The 18,197-nt window shown below is 61.1% G+C and carries 19 protein-coding genes; 2 read left to right on the top strand and 17 right to left on the bottom strand.

The window, feature by feature from the left end; translation table 11 throughout:
* Window positions 1–125 precede the first annotated feature (125 nt).
* Window positions 126–431, top strand: a complete 306-nt coding sequence (locus ACRQ1B_RS00440; protein WP_432291713.1) for a GCG_CRPN prefix-to-repeats domain-containing protein — start codon at window positions 126–128, stop codon at window positions 429–431.
* Window positions 432–1,036: 605 nt separating this feature from the next.
* Here the strand turns inward: ACRQ1B_RS00440 and ACRQ1B_RS00435 are convergent.
* From ACRQ1B_RS00435 to ACRQ1B_RS00355, 17 genes are all read right to left on the bottom strand, one after another.
* Entirely contained in the window at window positions 1,037–2,149 is a 1,113-nt protein-coding gene (locus tag ACRQ1B_RS00435; RefSeq protein ID WP_432291712.1) for a response regulator, read from the bottom strand.
* Window positions 2,150–2,191: 42 nt separating this feature from the next.
* The gene (locus ACRQ1B_RS00430; protein ID WP_432291711.1) at window positions 2,192–3,577 is read right to left on the bottom strand and encodes a sensor histidine kinase; all 1,386 of its coding nucleotides are present in this window, start codon (window positions 3,575–3,577) and stop codon (window positions 2,192–2,194) included.
* Complete coding sequence (gene metK / locus ACRQ1B_RS00425; protein ID WP_432291710.1) at window positions 3,526–4,719, bottom strand: methionine adenosyltransferase; 1,194 nt, start codon at window positions 4,717–4,719, stop codon at window positions 3,526–3,528. Before metK ends, ACRQ1B_RS00430 begins: the two co-directional genes overlap by 52 nt.
* Window positions 4,720–4,728: 9 nt before the next feature.
* Window positions 4,729–5,646: a glycyl-radical enzyme activating protein gene (locus ACRQ1B_RS00420; protein WP_432291709.1), complete on the bottom strand. Its 918-nt coding sequence runs from the start codon at window positions 5,644–5,646 to the stop codon at window positions 4,729–4,731.
* A 73-nt stretch (window positions 5,647–5,719) separates the two neighbouring features.
* Entirely contained in the window at window positions 5,720–6,022 is a 303-nt protein-coding gene (locus tag ACRQ1B_RS00415; RefSeq protein WP_432291708.1) for a BMC domain-containing protein, read from the bottom strand.
* A 43-nt stretch (window positions 6,023–6,065) separates the two neighbouring features.
* Window positions 6,066–7,712, bottom strand: a complete 1,647-nt coding sequence (locus ACRQ1B_RS00410; RefSeq protein WP_432291707.1) for an aldehyde dehydrogenase family protein — start codon at window positions 7,710–7,712, stop codon at window positions 6,066–6,068.
* The gene (locus tag ACRQ1B_RS00405; RefSeq protein WP_432291706.1) at window positions 7,709–8,227 is read right to left on the bottom strand and encodes a GlcG/HbpS family heme-binding protein; all 519 of its coding nucleotides are present in this window, start codon (window positions 8,225–8,227) and stop codon (window positions 7,709–7,711) included. The genes ACRQ1B_RS00410 and ACRQ1B_RS00405 overlap by 4 nt, the downstream gene beginning before the upstream one ends.
* Window positions 8,228–8,229: 2 nt before the next feature.
* On the bottom strand, window positions 8,230–8,511 hold the full coding sequence (locus ACRQ1B_RS00400) for a EutN/CcmL family microcompartment protein (protein WP_432291705.1): 282 nt from the start codon (window positions 8,509–8,511) through the stop codon (window positions 8,230–8,232).
* A 13-nt stretch (window positions 8,512–8,524) separates the two neighbouring features.
* Window positions 8,525–9,280 carry a hypothetical protein gene (locus ACRQ1B_RS00395; RefSeq protein WP_432291704.1) on the bottom strand — a complete coding sequence of 252 codons (756 nt, stop codon included), beginning with the start codon at window positions 9,278–9,280 and terminating at the stop codon, window positions 8,525–8,527.
* A complete protein-coding gene (eutJ, locus tag ACRQ1B_RS00390; protein ID WP_432291703.1) occupies window positions 9,277–10,134 on the bottom strand; it encodes an ethanolamine utilization protein EutJ in 858 nt (285 codons plus the stop codon). The genes ACRQ1B_RS00395 and eutJ overlap by 4 nt, the downstream gene beginning before the upstream one ends.
* Before the next feature lie 19 nt (window positions 10,135–10,153).
* Window positions 10,154–10,849, bottom strand: a complete 696-nt coding sequence (locus tag ACRQ1B_RS00385; RefSeq protein ID WP_432291702.1) for a phosphate propanoyltransferase — start codon at window positions 10,847–10,849, stop codon at window positions 10,154–10,156.
* 98 nt (window positions 10,850–10,947) lie between these two features.
* Window positions 10,948–11,535, bottom strand: a complete 588-nt coding sequence (locus tag ACRQ1B_RS00380) for a BMC domain-containing protein (RefSeq protein WP_432291701.1) — start codon at window positions 11,533–11,535, stop codon at window positions 10,948–10,950.
* Window positions 11,536–11,553: 18 nt separating this feature from the next.
* Window positions 11,554–12,375 carry a propanediol utilization microcompartment protein PduB gene (pduB, locus tag ACRQ1B_RS00375; RefSeq protein WP_432291700.1) on the bottom strand — a complete coding sequence of 274 codons (822 nt, stop codon included), beginning with the start codon at window positions 12,373–12,375 and terminating at the stop codon, window positions 11,554–11,556.
* Window positions 12,376–12,404: 29 nt separating this feature from the next.
* Complete coding sequence (pduA, locus tag ACRQ1B_RS00370; protein WP_112548792.1) at window positions 12,405–12,689, bottom strand: propanediol utilization microcompartment protein PduA; 285 nt, start codon at window positions 12,687–12,689, stop codon at window positions 12,405–12,407.
* An 88-nt stretch (window positions 12,690–12,777) separates the two neighbouring features.
* The gene (locus ACRQ1B_RS00365; protein ID WP_432291699.1) at window positions 12,778–13,917 is read right to left on the bottom strand and encodes a 1-propanol dehydrogenase PduQ; all 1,140 of its coding nucleotides are present in this window, start codon (window positions 13,915–13,917) and stop codon (window positions 12,778–12,780) included.
* Between the two features lie 121 nt (window positions 13,918–14,038).
* On the bottom strand, window positions 14,039–16,576 hold the full coding sequence (locus ACRQ1B_RS00360; protein WP_432291698.1) for a glycyl radical protein: 2,538 nt from the start codon (window positions 16,574–16,576) through the stop codon (window positions 14,039–14,041).
* 169 nt (window positions 16,577–16,745) lie between these two features.
* On the bottom strand, window positions 16,746–17,021 hold the full coding sequence (locus ACRQ1B_RS00355) for a hypothetical protein (protein ID WP_432291697.1): 276 nt from the start codon (window positions 17,019–17,021) through the stop codon (window positions 16,746–16,748).
* A gap of 235 nt (window positions 17,022–17,256) precedes the next feature.
* On the opposite strand from ACRQ1B_RS00355, the gene ACRQ1B_RS00350 reads away from it, so the two are divergent.
* Window positions 17,257–18,168 (top strand): DUF7973 family transport facilitator, encoded by a 912-nt coding sequence (locus ACRQ1B_RS00350; RefSeq protein WP_432291696.1) that lies wholly within the window; start codon window positions 17,257–17,259, stop codon window positions 18,166–18,168.
* Window positions 18,169–18,197 lie beyond the last annotated feature (29 nt).

Raw genomic sequence — 18,197 nt, 5'->3', positions numbered from 1 at the left:
GCGGTGTTCACCAGCATCGCTCGCAAATCGGCCCATATCCGGTCACGAAAGCATCACTATTCGTTCATCCACGGTTCACCGCCAAAAGCGCCAAATCCTCCTACCCCAAAAGGAGGGATTTGATCATGCGCGGATTGATCTTGAGCGCCGGACTCATTCTTGGAACAGTGTTTGGCAGCGGAGCAAATGCGATGCCGATCGGCCAACCAGCCGCCCCGAACACTTCAGCAGTGCAGAGCGTCGATTACGCCTGCGGACGCGGTTTTTATCTCTCACCACGCGGAATCTGCCGCCCCCACCGCCCACCGCCGCGTTATGAGCGCCGTTGGGATCGCCGTGAACATTGGCGTGACCGTCGTGAATGGCGTGAGCGCCGCGAACGCCGGGAATGGCGCGAGCACCGTCGTAACAGAGATTATCGCGAGTGGTGACGACAAGGCCCTTCCGGAAACGGGAGGGCCTTTTCACGCTGGGCCACAGAATACCGAAGCGACGAGACCGGGGGGACGCCTCACGCCCGTCCCTCAATCGTGATCAACTGACACTTTAAAACCGCATCACCACCACCTAATATTAATCGTCGTTATAAGACGTGACGGAGGCGATGATGAAGCCCTGGCTTGTCATGGGTATATTGGCTGTCGCCATTGTGGCGGGTCGATGGTTTCTCTGGGCCTATCCGGGTGTATCAGAGGTCTCAGCCCATATCAGCTGGCTGTTTCCCCGCCTTTCGACAAGCTGAGCGTATATCCCGTCATTTGTGACACACTGTTGCACTAAGTGATTAAACTTCAAGGTTGATTGTGCGTTATATGCTGAGCCGTAAAGGAGCAGCCATGAACGCCAAACTGCGTCTTGAAGTTTTTGGATGGATCATCGGCACGACCGTCATGGTGGCATGGCTTTCGATGCCGTTATGGTTGGGCAGTTGATATTCAGCCTTGTCAATGCCGGCCGGACAGGCCTTGATTGCGGGGGATCACGTTCCCCAATCCCCCGCTAAAAACCCCTTAACTGCAAAGCTTACTTTTCGGCCTCACGCTGCGGCATGCACAGTCGCGGGATTTTGCGCTGCCGAACCGCCAGCCGACGTCTGAAACCGGCGCCGGTATTCCGAGGGAGAGATGCCCACTTCCTTCTTGAAGGCCTTGCAGAAATAATTCGCATCGGCATAGGAAAGATCCAGCGATACGTTGGTGATCGGCAGATCGCTGTTTTGCAACAGATCCTTCGCACGCTCGATCCGCTGCTCCTTCAGGTAGGAAATGAAGGTCATGTTCATTTCCTTGCGAAACAGCCGGCTCAGATAACACGGGCTGACATGCGCGAATTCGGCCGCATCCTCCAGTGTCACACCCTTGGCAAGATTGCGCTCGATGAAATGCAGCACGGTTTCGATCCGTTCGCCCGCCGGCACCGTGCGCTCGTCATCGGCTTCGAACAACGTATCCGTGATCTGGCAGAACAGCTCCTGCACCTTATAGAGGCTGCGCGCATCCAGCCGCTGACTCTCCAGCCCGTCAATCTGCCGGGCAATGGCCTGCGGCAATTCGCGGCCGGAAAGCGCCACGAGATCGGTCAACATCTCGGCGAGATCGAGCACTTCATGGCGCGGCGCCGTGTCGCGATGCGCGTAGATCGTCTCCAGCCGCCGCCGCACCAGCCGCAGGCAGTCGCGATAAGCGCGCCGGTCGACCAGATCGCCGAGACGCCCCTGGATATCGTCGGCATCGATGTCCTCCACCTCGACGACAGCAGAGCGGCCCGGCGCGGCGGCAAAGGGTTCGGCCAGGCAGTCTCCAACCGCCTTCAGAAGCGCTTCGGTGCGCACCGGTTTGAGCAGAAAACCGTCGGCCTTCAGCTCGATCGCCTTCTGCATGATCTCGAAATAGTCGTAAGCGGTCAGGATCAGGACTTTTGTCGTCAGATGCCGCTCACGGATCATCTGCAGGATTTCCAGACCGTGCGGACGCGGGATCTTGATGTCGAGCAACATCAGGTCGATACGCTCCTCATCGAGAAGCCGCACGGCCTCCGAACCGTTCTTCGCCTCGCCGACGATGCAGATGCCCTCGACATTGCGCTCGATGATGGTCCGCAGAGCGCGCCGCTCCAATTCCTCGTCTTCGACGATGGCAATACTGAACATGGTATTTCTCCTCCTCCTCGAGGCATCGGTAGCAATGAAAAATCAGAATTCGGCGGGATCGAAGTCGAGCGGAAACCGCATGCGCACCAGCGTGCCGCGTCCCTGCCGGTAGGGGCTGAGGATCTCCAACCCGTGCTCCGGCCCGAAATAATAACGAAAACGGCTGTCGACATTGTAGATGCCGATGCTCTTGCGATTGCCGTGATCCGCCTCCCCGCGCATCACTTCCTGTTTGCGGTCCGGCGAAATGCCGGCGCCGTTATCGACGATATCGATGATCACGTCGGCGCCATCACGGTAACCGACGAGTTCGATCAGCCCGCCGCTTTCACGCGGTTCGATCGCATAATTGATGCAGTTCTCGACAATCGGCTGCAGCACCATGAAGGGACAGAGCACCTCCATGAACTCCTCCGGTACATCGAGGGTGAAATCGAACCGGTCGCCGAGCCGCAGTTTCAGCAGTTGCAGGTAATTGCCGACATGCTCGATCTCGGTTCGCAGCGGCACGAATTGCGAGCCGCTCTTCTTCAGGATGTAGCGCATCATGTCGGCGAAGGCATAAACCGTGTTTTCGGTCTGCGCCGCCTCCTCCACCAGCGCCAGTCGTCCGATCGTATTGAGAACGTTGAACAGAAAGTGCGGATTGACCTGATAGGACAGTGCCTGAAGCTCGGCCTCGCGCAGCAGCTTTTCCAGCTGTGCCCGGCGTTTGCTTTCCTCGGCCAGCCGCAGGTTGTTGGCGTAAAGCTCCTGCGTCACGCCCTTGGAATAGCTCTCCTCAACGATATGCGAGGCAATATAGAACATCGAAAAGGCGGCGGAACGCAGCTTTTCATAGGTGATCTCGCCGATCCTGCGATGCTCATCCAGAAGCGGCTGATCCTCATGCCAGGATTGTTCCGTCGGAAAGATGTTGGAGAGGTCAACAAGGCCCGGAGCCTCTTCTCCGACGGCAAGTTTCACCTGCCCGCAGATGACGGCGCCCAGATATTCCCCGCGCATGATGATCGGCGCAGCGAAATCGACAAGGCTGCAATGACATTTGTAGATCGACGGCTCGCCGGTCGACAAGGCCGTGCGCCCGCCCACCGCATCGCAGTGAAAACAGCGTTCGCGCCATTCCGCTCTCAGCCGGATCGACTGGCAGAAACTGGAAAAGCCGGAAGGTTTTGTGACCGGCACGCCCTCGGGATCGACGATCACCATCGCGACGCCCACGGCGGCGCTGAAATTGTCCTGCACCTTCTGGAGCATGTCGGTGCCCATCAACTCCAGCAGGCGTTTGCGGCGCACAGCCTTGACAGCCGCGCTATCGTCGGCGGCACGACCGGCGGCTGCCGGAAACAGCTCGGGAAAAAGCACAACGTCAGGCGTCAGACGCCGCAATACCTCCGCAGGATCTGTGCCCGATCCGTTTTCTCCCATGATCTCTCCTCCGTCATTCGACCGAAGTGACCATAGGAAGCGGTTTTTTGAAAAACGGGACGGCGCAGCGCAAGTGCGTCGATCATCCCCGATACGCTCAGAGGGAACAGTTCGCGTATCGCTTCCGCAACAATATCCGTATCGACCTTCGATTCTCCCTCCATCGATACCCCGACCATTTCGGGCGTTTTCTGACCTATCGCAAATGCGAGCGATATTTCGCAGTTTTTCGCCAGCCCCGCCGCCACGACATTTTTGGCGATGTAACGCGCCATGTAGGCGCCGGTGCGATCCACCTTGGTGGCATCCTTGCCGGAAAACGCGCCCCCGCCATGCCGCCCGATACCGCCATAGGTATCAACGATGATCTTGCGACCGGTGAGCCCCGTGTCAGCCGCCGGCCCACCAGCCACGAACCGCCCGGTCGGATTGATCAGCACACGCGTATCACGCCGCAGCCAATCTCCCATCACGGGTGCGATCACCTCGCCGATCACTCCGCGCAGCAGGCTTTCGTCCGAAACATTCTCCGCATGCTGGTTAGACACGACGACACCGATCAGGCGCTGGGGCCGGCCTTGAGCATCATGCGCAAAGGTCACCTGCGCCTTGCCGTCCGGTCGCAGGAATGGCAGAAGCCCGTTCTTGCGCACCGCTGCCAGCCGATGCGTCAGCCGGTGCGCATAATGGATGGCGGCCGGCATGTAGCTGTCGGTCTCATCGGTCGCGTAACCATAGAAAATCCCCTGATCGCCCGCGCCAAAATCCTTTTCCTGAACCACGCCTTGCGCAATATCCGGTGATTGTTCGTGCAGATCGGTCAGGACAAAACAGCCATCGGCATCGAAGCCCAGATCCGGATCGGTATATCCGATCTGCCGGATGACATCGCGTACCACGCCGACCACGTTGACCCGCGCCTTCGATGTCACTTCGCCTGCCACATGCACCATGTTGCCGGATACCATCACTTCGGCGGCGACCCGCGCCATTGGATCCTCAGTCAGATGAGCGTCAAGAATGGCGTCGGATATCTGGTCGCAGACCTTGTCCGGGTGACCTTCCGTGACCGATTCCGAGGTGGTGTAACGCACGACCATGGCCGTCTCCTTCCATTGTTGACCGGGCGTACCGGCCGTCATTCGTGCCACTCAGCCACCGATCACGCAGGTGAATCCAAGCGCCTCAAGGGCGGCCTTGAACGGCGCCATGTCTTCCGGCTTGAGGTTGGGCGCATCGCACATCGGATAGGGCCGGCCGAGCAGCGCATATTTATTTTCGCCATAGGTGTGGTAGGGCAGAAGATGCACGGTATTCACACCCGGCATAAGTCTTGCGAAATTGCCGATCGCCGTGATCGCCTCGACAGTATTGTTGACGCCCGGCACGACCGGAATGCGCACCACGGTCTGGGTGAGCGACGAGATGCACAGCGCGTTTTCGAGGATGATCCGGTTGTCGATGCCGGTCGCGGCCTGATGTGTGGCCGGATCGATCGACTTCAGGTCCATCAGCACATGATCCACATGCGGAATGACCTCACGCACGATTTCGCGGGTGGTGCAGCCGGTGGTTTCCATGGCTGTGTTCCAGCCTTGTTCGTGGCACGCCATCAGAAGCTGCTTGGCAAAGGCATGCTGGAACAGCGGCTCGCCACCGGACAGCGTCACTCCGCCGCCAGACCGGCGGTAATGATTGGCATCCTTGCGCAGTTCCTGCATCACCTCGGCGATGCTCATGGTCCTGCCCGCGCGTTTCAGCGCCTCGGTCGGACAGACTTTTGTGCAGGCGCCGCATTTGATGCACTTGCCGCGATCGACGAAATTGGGATTTTCATAGGCCAGCGCCTTGGTGGGGCAAACCTGCATGCACTGGCCGCACTTGATGCAGGCGGAAGGGCGGAAGAACAGTTCCGGCTCCGGGTTTTGCGATTCCGGGTTGGAGCACCACAGACAGCGCAAAGGGCAGCCCTTCAGAAATACGATCGTGCGCACACCCGGCCCGTCATGGATGGAATAGCGCTGGATGTCGAAGACAATGCCTTCTTTTTCGTAATCGATGGTGTTCACGGGGGCATTCCTCTCATTCAAAATCCGGCTTCAATGCCGGCTCTGGGCGCCCTCCCCGGACGCCCGTTGTGTGTCAGAACCCGCTCTGCTGCGCCGTCGCGATCGCCTCCATCGCCATGCGAACGGACGCGGTTTCGCCCAATACGGCCAGTGACGTGACGTGTTGCGGGCAGGTGCCGTAAAGCTCCACCGTGAACACGTCGGCCGATTTCAGCGCCAGATCGGAGAAGTAGAAGAGATCCGCCACCGGGATCTGCATCAGCCCGACCGAATCCACCCGGTTTGCCTGCACCCAGGCCCGGCCATGCGGCGGCATTCGCCGCTGCAACATCTGCAACACATCGGGATGCGGGGCGTTGATGATGCGGGTCGTCATGGCGGGTCTCCTCGAGTCGTTCTCTTCTCTGTCGGTCAGGCCATCAGCGCACGTTGAGGGCCTCGACCATCACGCACTTGCGGCGGCGGGCGAAGGATTTGGGCGAGGTCAGGCCCTCGCCGGTCGGGCCGGCAATGGTGAAGGTCGTGTAACCCTCGCCGCCGACGCCGATGCCGGCATAGGAAGGGCCGTTCTTCACAAAAATCGTCGTCTGGATGAGCTTGGCCATCTTGGTGATCTTGCGGACATTGGTGGAGTGGATCATCGCCGTGTGGCGGTTGCCGTTCTCCAGTTCGACCGCGAGATCGATGGCTTCGTCGACATCCTTTGCGCGCACCAGCGGCAGGATCGGCATCATCAGTTCCTCGCGCACGAACAGGTGTTCCTTCAGCAGTTCGATGAGGATGACGCGGATATCCGGCCCGACCTTGATGCCGACCTTGTCGAGCAGGTAGACGGCGCTCTTGCCGACGCAATTGGTCTGCGGGCCACCCTTGGCCGTCAGAACCAGTTCCTCCAGCTTTTTTACGACGGCCGCATCCTTGACGAGATAGGCACCGGCCTTCTGCATCTGCGAAATCAGGAAATCGGCGATCTGGTCGACGGCGATGACTTCCTTTTCGGCGATGCAGGGCAGGTTGTTGTCGAAACTGCAGCCGTTGACGATGTCCTGCGCGGCCTTTTCGATATCGGCGGTTTCATCGACCACGACCGGCGGGTTACCGGCACCGGCGCCGATTGCCTTCTTGCCGCTGGAAAGAACCGTCTTCACGATCGACGGGCCGCCGGTGGCGACCAGCATGCGCACTTTCGGATGCGCCATCATCGCATTGGTGTTGTCGATCGACGGGGCCTGCACGGTGACGATCAGGTTGGCCGGTGCGCCGAGTGCCGCCAGCTTGCGGTTGATCATCTTGATCGTCAGAAGCGACACGATCTTTGCACGCGGATGCGGGCTGAAGACAGCCGAATTGCCGGCGGCCAGCATGCCGATCGAATTGCAGATGATCGTTTCGGTCGGATTGGTGGTCGGCGTGATCGAGCCGATGACCCCGAAAGCCGAATATTCGACCAGCGTCAGGCCATCGTCGCCGCTCTGCGCCTCGGTTGTCAGGTCCTCGGTACCCGGCGTCTTCTGCGCGGCCAGACGGTTCTTTATGATCTTGTGCTCGACATTGCCCATGCCGGTCTGCTCAACCGTCATGCGAGAAATGCGCTCCAGGATATCCGGCTGAACGAAGATGTCGCGAATGCCGTCGACAAAGCTCTGACGGGCCGACATCGAGCAGAACAGATACTGGCGCTGGGCTTCTGCGGCGGCCTCGATGGCCTCGTCCATGGTGGCGAACACGCCTTCGCCGAGCGTGACGGCTTCCTCGTCTGAAATATCAAGCGAAACTGCGCCACCCAAAGCACAATCCTTGCAGCCGGCGCAATTGGCTTCACCGACAGCATTGCAGCCCTGCGAGAACGGCGCGGTGGCAAGCGGTTCAGCAGCCTTGGCCGTCGTGGTTCCGCCCATTTCCGCGATGATGCGCGCAACCGCATCATCGATCGAGGATGATTTCGACGCGGCAGGAGCAGGCGCAACAGGAGCCGGAGCGGCGACCGCGACGCTGGCCGCAGAAGAAGTGCCCGAAAAGTTGGCGAGAACGCGATTGACGGCGTCGTTAATGTCTTGGTCGTTCATAGTCCTGTTCCTTCTCCGGGGACCGTTCCCCTTGCTTCGGAAAATGTCTGGAGCGCATGGCGGGCGATGAGCATGTCCTCGTCCACCGTGCCGCCACTGATGCCGATGGCGCCGATCACGGCGCCGCCGACGCGGCAGGGAAGCCCCCCGCCAAAAAGAACCACACGGATATCGGTATGCCCCGCGCCGAACAGCATGCCCCCCGGCTGGGCAGCAGCCCCGAGTTCATCCGTGCCCATGCGATAAGCCGCCGCCGTCCAGGCTTTTGCCGAGGCAAGCCCGATGCTTGCCGGCAGGCTGCCCTCCATGCGGTGGAAAAGGATCTTGCCGCCTTCGGCATCCGTCACCGCGATGCAGACGGGCAGGCCCATGGAGCGGGCTTTTGCCTCGGCACTCGCTGCCAGACGCTGCGCATCAGCCAGCGTCAATGTCCGCGATCCAGCTGTCAGGCCACGCCTGCCAAGTTCCAGCGCAAGCGCCTCGACGATCCGGTCATGCTCATGAGCGGCGAACATTCTCAAACCTCCGCCAGCGCATTGCATTCCACCGTATCGACGATACCGACAATGGTGGCATCGACCACCGAATGCTGCAGCGAGGCGGCAAACCGCCCTGCACTGCCGGTGGTGACGATCACCGTTTCACCCTTGCCGGCGCCCACAGTATCGACAGCGACATCGGTCTTGCCCTCCGGCTGCAACTGTTCGTTCAGCCGCGCGACGATCAGGAGTTTCGAGCCGGAAAGGCTGTGATCCTTGGTGGTGGCGACCACCCGTCCGATAACCTTGGCGAGATACATGTTTCGTCCTCCCTCACGCACCGGATCTGACGAGCCGGATGTTTCGCGCACGCAGTTCTTCCGCAGCAGCAGGCGTGACGATGACACCGCCGCCGAGCAGCAATTCGTGGCCGTCAAAACCGCGGGTCTCGCTGAGACCGAATACGCCGGTTTGCCGGGTGTATTTGGAAACCGGAGCCGGCTGTCGGCCCGTGCCATCGATCGCCGCGACAAGTCGTGCGGCCCAGCTCAGCTCGATGCCGAAATCCGAAATTTTCTGCAGATGACCGCTCATCACCGCCTGATAGGCAGCGTTCGGCAGAAGCCCGCGTTCGCGACGATCCCGGCCATTCGGGCAGACACCGTCGCGTGCCGCAATGATGCGGTTGCCGCGTTCCAGCGCGCCCTGCAACAGGCCCGACAGCAGGTCGTCGGCAATACCGACCGCCACCTTGGCGGCCAGCGAGAGGCTGAGCGTCGGCACCAGCACAAGCGTATGGCGACCGAGCAGATCGGCCACGGAACCACCGGCTTCAGGCATATTCACATCGGCAAGCTTGCCCTTCGCCAGGACTGGAGCGTCCGGCGCAAAAACGGCTTCGAACGTCCAGCCGGCGGTCTGCAACTGCGCCATCTGCGCAAGCGCGGCATCCAGCCCGAAATCGGTTTCGCCAAACAGAACCAGCGCCGAACGGCGTTGAACCTGTGCCCTGCTCTTCATCCGTTCGATGATACGGTCGGAAAGAAGGTCGATCAGGATCCGGTCCAGCATGTCATCGAGCTGCGTCATGGCCGGCCTCCGGCATGAGGCAGCGCGCCGCTGTCGAACATGGCGATGCCGAGCGGGGTGACCAGCAGCGGTTCGACCGGCTTGATGACGCGGCGGCCGGTGACCTTGGCCAGCACCGCCTCGAATTCCGTGAAGGAGCAGGCACCACCAACGACGTGGATCGTTTCCACATCCGGAAATTTTGCGAGAAAGCCGGATACGATCGTCGCCATCTTGTCGATGACGGGGCGCACCAATGCAAACACGTCGCGTTCGTTTTTCGGGTCGAGCTTTTCGGCTTCGGCTTCGGCAATACTGATCTTGCGGGCACCGGCCAGAACCAGCGTCATATGCGTGCCGCCGGTGGCCTCGTCGAAAGCGGCAACCACGTCGCCCCCTTTAAGAACTGAAATGCCCGTCGTGCCACCGCCGACATCGACAACCGCGCCATCCGTCACGCCGAGAAGGCGGGCGGCAGCGGTCGGTTCGTCGATAATTTCCACCAGCTCGAAATCGGCGGCCTCGACAACATTGCCGATCGCTCTGGTGCTGCCGCTGTGAATGCCCGGCGGAATGGCGGTGGCCGCATATTTCAGCGGCTGACCCAGCCTTTCCTCGATCTCGGCCTTCATTTTGCGCACGGCATTCACCGCGCCGATGTAATCGACGACGATGCCATCGCGGACCACGGTCGAATGGAGGGTCGCACCGGCAACCGGGTTGTTGTCCACATCAACGACCGACAGCACGAGATTGGCCGTGCCGAGGTCGACGCCCACTTTCAGCGGGCCGGGTGCGCGGTCAGAAACGGACACGAACGTACCTTCCCGGACCAGTCTCCCAAATGCCTGAAGTTTGCTGTCGACGACGGACATGACGTTCTCTCTTCCCCGATCAGACCCTGACGATCCGCACGAGCGCGTTGTTCTTCAGCCCGAAAGCGTTGGCTTCCTCGACATCGATATGCATCTCGGTGGAGGAGGCCTCGGCGGCGCGGATGGTGACGTGATGCATGACGCCACCGCGCACGCCCTCGACCACGACATCGACTTCATCGCCATTTCTGAGGCCCAGCTTTGCGGCTTCGGCCGGCAGCATGTGGATGTGGCGCAGCGCAACGATGACGCCGCCTTCCTTCTTCACTGTCCCCTGCGGGCCGACGAGTTCGACGCCGGGCGTATTATCCAGCCTGCCGGACATGCGCATCGGCGGCTTGATGCCGAGCACGAAACCATCGGCCACCGAAACCTCTATCTGGGTTTCCTTGCGCAGCGGCCCGAGTACACGCACCTTGGCGATCTCGCCCTTGGGGCCGCGTAGGGTCACTGTTTCCTCGGCCGCATACTGGCCGGGCTGTTTCAATGCGGATTTGCGCGTCAGTTGCGAGCCGGGCCCGAACAAAGCATCCATGTCGGAACGCGACAGGTGGATATGACGGTTGGAAATGCCGATCGGTACCAGATAGGGGTCGGTCTGGGCGGCTGTCTCCGTCGATGCGCCCACCGTGCTTTTCGCTTCGGCAGCGGCCGCAAGTCCCTGGGCCAGAAGTCTGGCGACGATTTCATCGAGAACCGCGCGGGTGATCTGCATTGTCTTGTCCTGTACATTCCGCCCGCTGCATCCCGGGCATTTTTGGAAATCCCGCAGGCGGATGGGTTTTGCCCCTTTCCGCCTGCCGGCATTGTTCGTCAGCGTCTGCGATGCTGTTTGGCCGGACGCGACGGCGAGCGAGGCGGCTGTTGCTGTTTGACCGGTTCGGCTGCCCCGGCCGTAGCAGGTGCGGCGTCGGGAGCAGCCGGCTCAGCTTCGGAAGGTTCACTCACCGGTGAAACAAGGGTTTCAGCAGCCTCGCCGCCTTGGCCGGAAAGGGCCTGTTCGGCCGGTTCCGGCGTGGGCACCGGTTCCGCGGAAGGCTCTTCCTCCGTCGCCATCGCGACAGTTTCCGGGGCCTTTGGCTCAAGCTTGGAAGACGCGGGATGTTCGACCCCGACGGTATCCTTCGTGTCCACGACCCTGGTCAGGTCGCTGGCGGGGCGTGCAATGACCCGGGTCGCCACAACTCGTCCAACACGCCCCGCCTCCGCCTCGGCTGCGGACACTGCAGCCTTGACGGCCCCCACGTCGCCGCGGAGTTTCACGACCGTCATGCCGTCACCCTTGGTCAGCTCGTAACCGATCAGCGTGACATTGGCCGATTTCACCGCGGCGTCCGCAGCGGCGATGGCCGCCGACAGGCCGATGGTCTCGATCAGTCCAAGGCTTTCTTCCTGCGACATGACGGTCTCCTTTCAGTTTCAGATGTACGGCTTCGAGCCGGAGAGGACCGGCGCGGGATCGAGCGTGCCGAGGATCTGCTTGCCCACGTCGCGGGCAGCGCGGATCGCCTGCCGGACGGCACCGGAATCACCGGAGAACATGAAGATCGCTTCGTTCGAGTAGCTCGTGCCGCCATTGCCCGGCGTGGCGTAACCGACCGGATTGACGGTTGCGGCCTTGGCGGCGGTATCCGCCATCAGCACGCCGATCGCAGCCGGCGAACCGACCGTGATGCCAAAAGCCTGGCCGACCGGTGCGCCGAACGCTTTTGCAAGCGCATGGCTGGCGCGGGCGGTGTACTGGAATTCCAGATGGCCGGCCGGTGTGCCGTAAACGTCGCCAAAGGTGCGGTCGAGTTCCGACAGCGTCACTTCAACGGCGCGGCGGGCGTCGGAAACGTCCTCGGCGCCGAAGATGATCAAGCTGCCGTGGCCGCCACCGCCTTCGGTGTCGCGCGGCAGTTCGATGACAAGCACTTCGCTGTTGGTGGCCTTCACCGCTTCATCAGCAGCAAAGATCTGCGGTCCGGCGCCGGTACGTCCACCGACGATGCCGATCGACCGGTATTTCTTGTCGATCTTCATCTGCTCGTGCAGCAGCGGGTCCACATTGGCGATCACCAGACCGACAGTGTGGCCATTGGCGGTACCGACGAATTCGGTGAGATTACAGGCTTTCGGCGCCGTTTTCGGGGCTACCGTCGTCTCAGGAGCGGGGGCCGCCGCGGCCGGGGAGCTTGCGCTCCCCCCCATCTTGCGGATCACCTCGTCCATGAGTTGCTCGACAAGAGCGTCTTTCATTGTCGATCCTCCAGATTGGGTTCAGGGGTTCAGCCGGCCTTCTGTTCCGGCAGGACCTTTTCGACTTCCATGTGCGGGCGCGGAATGACGTGGACGGAGACAACCGTGCCGACCTTTTCGGCAGCGACGGCACCGGCATCGGTTGCTGCCTTGACGGCGCCGACGTCACCGCGAACCATCACGGTGACGAGGCCCGAGCCGATCTTTTCGTAACCGACGATGGCGACATTGGCCGACTTGACCATGGCGTCCGCTGCTTCGATGGCGGCAACCAGACCTTTGGTTTCGACCATTCCGAGAGCTTCCTGTTGCATGACTTAACTCCTTAGCTTTGCGTGTTTGGTGTTGATGTAATGACCGTATTTTCGGATTGGACGTGTCGTCTGCTCCTCCCTCCCGGCCTTAGCCCCCGGCCCGGCCGAGGAGCATTTCAAGCTCCTTCAGCGTGGGTCGGCGTGGGTTTCCCGCGGTGCAGGCATCCGCCAGCGCCGCTGTTGCGATTTCCGGTATTGCCGCGCGAAAATCCTCGACATCCATGCCGAGGCCAGCCAGCGTGGGCGCAATCGAAAACCGTGTATTGAGTGACTGAATGGCCCGGATCAGCGCCAGCACGCCGGCCCGCGGGCTCGGAACGTCCAGCCCGATACGGGTGGCGATGCGGGCATAGATGGCGAGCGTCTCGCGGCAGCCCGGTGCATCGTCTTCGAGGCCAGTATTGAACGCGATGACATGCGGCAGAAGCACCGCATTGATGCGTCCGTGAACGAGATGCATACGCCCGCCGATGGCATGGGCCAGACCATGGTTGATACCAAGCCCTGCCTCGCTGAAGGCCAAACCTGCAAGGCAGGATGCCTGATGCATCGCATCGCGTGCCGCCATGTCATTGCCGTCGGCATAGGCTTTCGGCAGGTTGGCGAAGGCCAGTTCCAGCGACTTTTCCGCAAAGGCATCGGTGAAATGCGAGCGGCCATTGGCGACCACCGCTTCCAACGCATGGGTAATGACATCCATGCCGGTATCGGCGGTCACTTTCGGCGGTGCGGTGCGCACGAATTCCGGGTCGAGAATGGCGATATCCGGCACCATGTCCGGCGAGATCAGCGGGAATTTACGGCCCTTGTCAGGATCCGAGATGATGGCAAACGAGGTGACTTCCGATCCCGTACCGCTGGTCGTCGGGATGGCGACGAAGCAGATGGTGCGGCTGGTATCCGTCGAGCGCACCACGGCAACGATTGCCTTGGCCGCATCGATGGGCGAACCGCCGCCGAGCGCAATCACCACATCCGGGCGGAATTCCGCAAAGATGCCGGCCCCCTTGGTGACGGTTGCGATCGGCGGTTCGGGAATGGCTTCGGCAAACACCTTCACGTCGCAGCCATCAAGATGGGCCAGCACGCGGTCGAGGGGGCCGGATTTTGCCATGAATTCGTCAGTGACGATGCCGACCCGCTGGCCCCGATAGGCCTTGAGCCTGTCGAGCAGCCCTTCGCCGAACACGATCTCGGTCCGGGGGGAAAAGCTTTTGTAGGAGGGCATGAGTTCACCTGTGATTGGCAGTTTCGGTTGGTTTTGGAAAGGCGCAGGCCAGGCTTCATTTCGGCCCGCGCCCCTCCCTCAGGCCCAACCCCGCGCCCGGCGGGGTAAGGCCTTGTCCTGATCAGAAAGACTGTTCCGTGCGGCTGATGATGTCGTCCTGCACTTCCTTGGCGAGAACCACGAACTGCGCGGAGTAACCGGCCACGCGGACCACCAGATCGCGATGCGCTTCGGGATCGGCCTGGGCTTCGAGAAGCGTCTTTCGGTCGATCACGTTGAACTGCACGTGCATGCCCTTCTGGTCGAAATAGGAGCGGACCAGCGAGGCGAAGTTGCGCAACCCGATATCGCCGGCGAGTGCCGAGGGCAGGAACTTCTGGTTATAGAGCGTACCGTTCGAGGCGATGAAGTGGTCGAGCTTGGCAACCGAGTTGGCGGCAGCCGTCGGACCGAGACGGTCCTTGCCCTGACGCGGCGACACACCATCGGCAAGCGGTGCCTTGGCGGGACGGCCGTCGGGCAGAGCCCCGACATCCTTGCCGAACAGCACGTTGGCCGAAACCGGGTAGATGCCGGCCTGGAACTGGCCACCGCGGGGATTGGTGTATTTTTCCACTTCCTTGCAGTAAATCTGCGCGCATTTGCGGGCGATCAGGTCGACATCATCGATGTCGTTGCCAAAGCTTTCGGCTGAGTCGAGCAGACGGCGGACGTCTTCGTATTTCGACGCGCTTGCAGGCGCATTGCCGGCAGCGAGCGTGCGATAGACCTCATCCTTCAGCGTTCCGACATCCACCGACTTGCTGGCGGCAAGAACCTTGCGGACGGCGTCGTAGATCTGGCCTTCGGTCAGTTCACTGCTGCCATTGGCAGACTTGACCGTTGCGCCGATTTCCAGACCGAAATTGGCGTCGAGCGCTTCCTTCAACTCGGCCATGTTCAGGCGCTTGTCGTCGAAGACAAACTTCTTCATCGCATAGACGGAGTCACCCGTATCGGCGACACCAAAGGCCTGCGGACCGGTGAAGTTGTAGATCGCGCCGCCTTCCTGGGCCGACATGCCGCGTCCCATGCAGTCCTCGATCATCGGCGACAGGAATGGCAGTGGAGCACGTTCTGCGTGAGCGATGTCGACGCAGTTGTCGGCTTCGGCCAGATACTTGACGAAGAAGGCCATCTGCTTGTTGAAGGCATCATAGAAGTCGTCGAGCGAGGTCCAGGCCTTGGCATCGCCGGTGACTGGGCCGAGCTGGGTATCGCCGACCTTGCCGTTGTTGAGCGTGATTTCAAGAACCTTGGCGACGTTGAAGAACGCGGCATCATGCCAGCCTTCGGTCTTGTGGATCGCCTGCGGCTCGACGCAACCGACAATGCCGTAATCACGGGCATCGGCGAGCGAAACACCGCGGTTCTGCAGGGCGGGAATGATGACTTCGTCGTTATAGACGGCCGGAAGACCGAGACCCAGACGAACGACTTCCGCCGCGCGGTGCAAAAATTCGTCAGGCGTGCCTTGCCAGACGCGGATGGAGAAGGATGGTGCCGGCAGGCGGCAATGCGCTGTGGCTTCCATGCACATGTAGGACACGTCGTTGGTCGCATCGCGACCATCCGGCGTCTGGCCGCCGACGCACAGGTTCTGGAACACGGCGTAACCGGCAAAGGCCTGGGCCGAGACTTCGTCGCGGGTCTTGTTGACGTCGTTCAGCTTGATCCAGATGCAGTCGACCAGTTCCTGCGCGAATTCGCGGCTGATCGTCGTATCGGCCTTGAGGAAGGGATACATGTACTGGTCGAAGCGGCCGGGGGATATGGAGTGACCGGAGGATTCGATCTGCAGCATGCACTGCACGAACCACATGGCCTGGCAGGCTTCCCAGAAGGTCGAGGCCGGATATTCCGGAACGCGGGTGCAGTTCTTGGCGATCTGCTCCAGCTCGGCGCGGCGGGTCGGATTGCTTTCAGCGCGCGCCATTTCCGTTGCCTTGTCGGCATAACGGTGGGCGAAATCGATCGCGGCCTTATAGGAGATGATGACGGCGTTATAGAACTGCTGCTTCTTGATATAGGACGGATCCATCAGATCGAGCATTTCGATCTGTTTCACCGCTTCGGCGATGACGCCGCGGAAACCGATGGTCAGGATCTTGCCGTAATCGACGCAGACATGGCCGACGCCGCCATAAAAATAGTTGCCGACGGTGAACACGCCGTTGGCGATACAGTCCTTGGCCTTCTGCGACATGTAGGAGGAAGCCAGATCGCTGGTGGTGCGGCCCGGCCAGTATTTGAAAGCTTCGCGCAGTTCGTCAGCGGTCTGTTTCGGAATTTCGAAAGGATCGGCAAGACGGGTTGCCATCGTGTCGAATTCCTTTTCGACCCAGTCGAAAGAGAATTCCGGGCAGATTTCGGTCGAACGCGGGTTCTTGGTGATCGCGCCGACGACCAGTTCGTCCTCGCGGATGGTGACCGGCAGCTCGTTGAAGATCTTTTCGACAACGCGGGCACGTCGCAGGATCGCCGGCAGGCCTTCGGTTTCCTGATAGGCCCTGGTGGCCAGAACAGCGCGCTCCGACTCGACATGCGGTCGGGCATCGATGATCTGTTTCTTCAGCCGCATCACGCGGTCTGTCGGTTTGGAAAAGCCCTTCTCAATCATTACGTCCTCCAGTGTGGTAGACGTCCCCGATGCCCTTTGGCCGGGGGCGCATTCGTCTGGCAAAAACGTAGGCTCGGGGCCTCTGAAGGGTCAACGCGACGGGTTTGACCAGCACGGGTAAATACTTGACTGAGCTTCGACATCCGGAAAAGCATTGGAATTCAGAGGGTTATATAGCATACCGGTCGGAAAGCCCGCGCGGGTAGAAACAAGGAATTTCTGCACCCGGTGTTTTCTTGTCCTTGCCCGGCACGACCGGCAACGGCCCCTCTGGAAAAAGGCGCGCGCTCGACCACCAATGCCGCAGCACGATTGATCCGGCGCAAACATCGCCATCTGATTTCAATGCGTTTTTCGGCGCGCCGCCGGGCGGTTCTTTCTTCCGCGCAGTTGGTGACAAAAAACTACCCGTTGAGGCCAAAATCGTCGCGTTGACCCGCTTCATCCCGCCTCGGTAGTTTGGGCGCAGATCGACAACCTGACAGCGGCATCCACTTCGAAAACCCACACGGCCACCACAACGGCGGCGCCCTCGGCGCTCGCCTGTGAACCTGTGCCCGGGCCGATGGGATGCGGCCGGGCAAGGGACTGCCGGTCGCTATCGCAACGACATTTTTACGGGCCATCCGGCGCGGCAAGGGAAGCCGAAAAAGACGGCAGGTTCCGGGGAGAGATTAGATATGACAATGCTCGGCCTGCTCGTCGCTTTCGGCGGCGGTATTTTTGGCGCGGCCATCGGCGCCCTGCCCGCCTTCGCCTTCGTGGGTTTTCTCTCCATGCTGGGCGTCGCCATCCAGCTGGCGGTCGCCCCCGCCGCCACCGATTTTTTCGGCATCCCCTTCGGTGTTTTCGGCCCGCATGTCGGCGGTTTCGCCTCGGGCGTTGCCGCCGCCGCCTATGCCGCCTGCAAGGGCAAGCTCGATAGCGGCCGCAACATAACCACCGCCGGCATGGGTTTGAACAGCCCCGACGTTCTGCTGATCGGTGGCCTTTTTGGTATTATCGGTTATCTCATTGTATGGCTGCTGGCCATGATCCCGAATTTTTCACCCACGCTGGCATGGACCGATCTGCCCGGTGCCGGTGTCGTCATCTCGGCCTTCATTGCCCGTTTTGCCTTCGGCAAATGCGGTCTGTGCGGCAAGTCGGAACCGGGTCGCAAATTCTTTGAACCGACCGACGCCACCAAATGGCTGGTCTTCCAGAGCGGCATCGGCCAGCTTGTGCTGATCGGCATCGGCGGCGGCCTGCTGGGCGGCTGGCTGGGCATCACCTATGGCGGCACCGGCGCGCTTCTCGCCTTCGGCATCGCCGCGTCAAGCCTCATTCTGCTCACCGTCGGCGTTTTGACGCCCGTTACTCACCATATCATGCTGCCGGCCGCCATCGTCGGCGCATCGTCGGGCAGCATCCTGTGGGCGGCGATCGCCGGTCTCGCCTGCGCTTTTGTCGGCGAGTTTTTTGCCCGCCTCTTCCTTTGCCATGGCGACACCCACATCGACCCGCCCGCCTGCACCATTGCGCTGATGACCTTCGTCTTCAACGGGCTGACCTTCCTCGGCTTCTGGGCACTCGTGCCGCTTCCGGTCTGAACAGGGCCATCTGAACAGGGATCTTCAGT

This window comes from Endobacterium panacihumi, from assembly GCF_050847465.1.
Lineage (GTDB): Bacteria > Pseudomonadota > Alphaproteobacteria > Rhizobiales > Rhizobiaceae > Neorhizobium > Neorhizobium panacihumi.
The sequence above is the reverse complement of the archived record's forward strand: the minus strand, read 5'-3'. Positions and strand labels throughout refer to the sequence as shown.

Bases quoted from the DNA above. Each gene is read 5' to 3' on its own strand.
- ACRQ1B_RS00440 (WP_432291713.1), top strand. From the start codon at position 126: ATGCGCGGATTGATCTTGAGCGCCGGACTCATTCTTGGAACAGTGTTT.
- ACRQ1B_RS00435 (WP_432291712.1), bottom strand. From the start codon at position 2,149: ATGTTCAGTATTGCCATCGTCGAAGACGAGGAATTGGAGCGGCGCGCT.
- ACRQ1B_RS00430 (WP_432291711.1), bottom strand. From the start codon at position 3,577: ATGGGAGAAAACGGATCGGGCACAGATCCTGCGGAGGTATTGCGGCGT.
- metK (WP_432291710.1), bottom strand. From the start codon at position 4,719: ATGACGGCCGGTACGCCCGGTCAACAATGGAAGGAGACGGCCATGGTC.
- ACRQ1B_RS00415 (WP_432291708.1), bottom strand. From the start codon at position 6,022: ATGACGACCCGCATCATCAACGCCCCGCATCCCGATGTGTTGCAGATG.
- ACRQ1B_RS00410 (WP_432291707.1), bottom strand. From the start codon at position 7,712: ATGAACGACCAAGACATTAACGACGCCGTCAATCGCGTTCTCGCCAAC.
- ACRQ1B_RS00405 (WP_432291706.1), bottom strand. From the start codon at position 8,227: ATGTTCGCCGCTCATGAGCATGACCGGATCGTCGAGGCGCTTGCGCTG.
- ACRQ1B_RS00400 (WP_432291705.1), bottom strand. From the start codon at position 8,511: ATGTATCTCGCCAAGGTTATCGGACGGGTGGTCGCCACCACCAAGGAT.
- ACRQ1B_RS00395 (WP_432291704.1), bottom strand. From the start codon at position 9,280: ATGACGCAGCTCGATGACATGCTGGACCGGATCCTGATCGACCTTCTT.
- eutJ (WP_432291703.1), bottom strand. From the start codon at position 10,134: ATGTCCGTCGTCGACAGCAAACTTCAGGCATTTGGGAGACTGGTCCGG.
- ACRQ1B_RS00385 (WP_432291702.1), bottom strand. From the start codon at position 10,849: ATGCAGATCACCCGCGCGGTTCTCGATGAAATCGTCGCCAGACTTCTG.
- ACRQ1B_RS00380 (WP_432291701.1), bottom strand. From the start codon at position 11,535: ATGTCGCAGGAAGAAAGCCTTGGACTGATCGAGACCATCGGCCTGTCG.
- pduB (WP_432291700.1), bottom strand. From the start codon at position 12,375: ATGAAAGACGCTCTTGTCGAGCAACTCATGGACGAGGTGATCCGCAAG.
- pduA (WP_112548792.1), bottom strand. From the start codon at position 12,689: ATGCAACAGGAAGCTCTCGGAATGGTCGAAACCAAAGGTCTGGTTGCC.
- ACRQ1B_RS00365 (WP_432291699.1), bottom strand. From the start codon at position 13,917: ATGCCCTCCTACAAAAGCTTTTCCCCCCGGACCGAGATCGTGTTCGGC.
- ACRQ1B_RS00360 (WP_432291698.1), bottom strand. From the start codon at position 16,576: ATGATTGAGAAGGGCTTTTCCAAACCGACAGACCGCGTGATGCGGCTG.
- ACRQ1B_RS00355 (WP_432291697.1), bottom strand. From the start codon at position 17,021: ATGAAGCGGGTCAACGCGACGATTTTGGCCTCAACGGGTAGTTTTTTG.
- ACRQ1B_RS00350 (WP_432291696.1), top strand. From the start codon at position 17,257: ATGACAATGCTCGGCCTGCTCGTCGCTTTCGGCGGCGGTATTTTTGGC.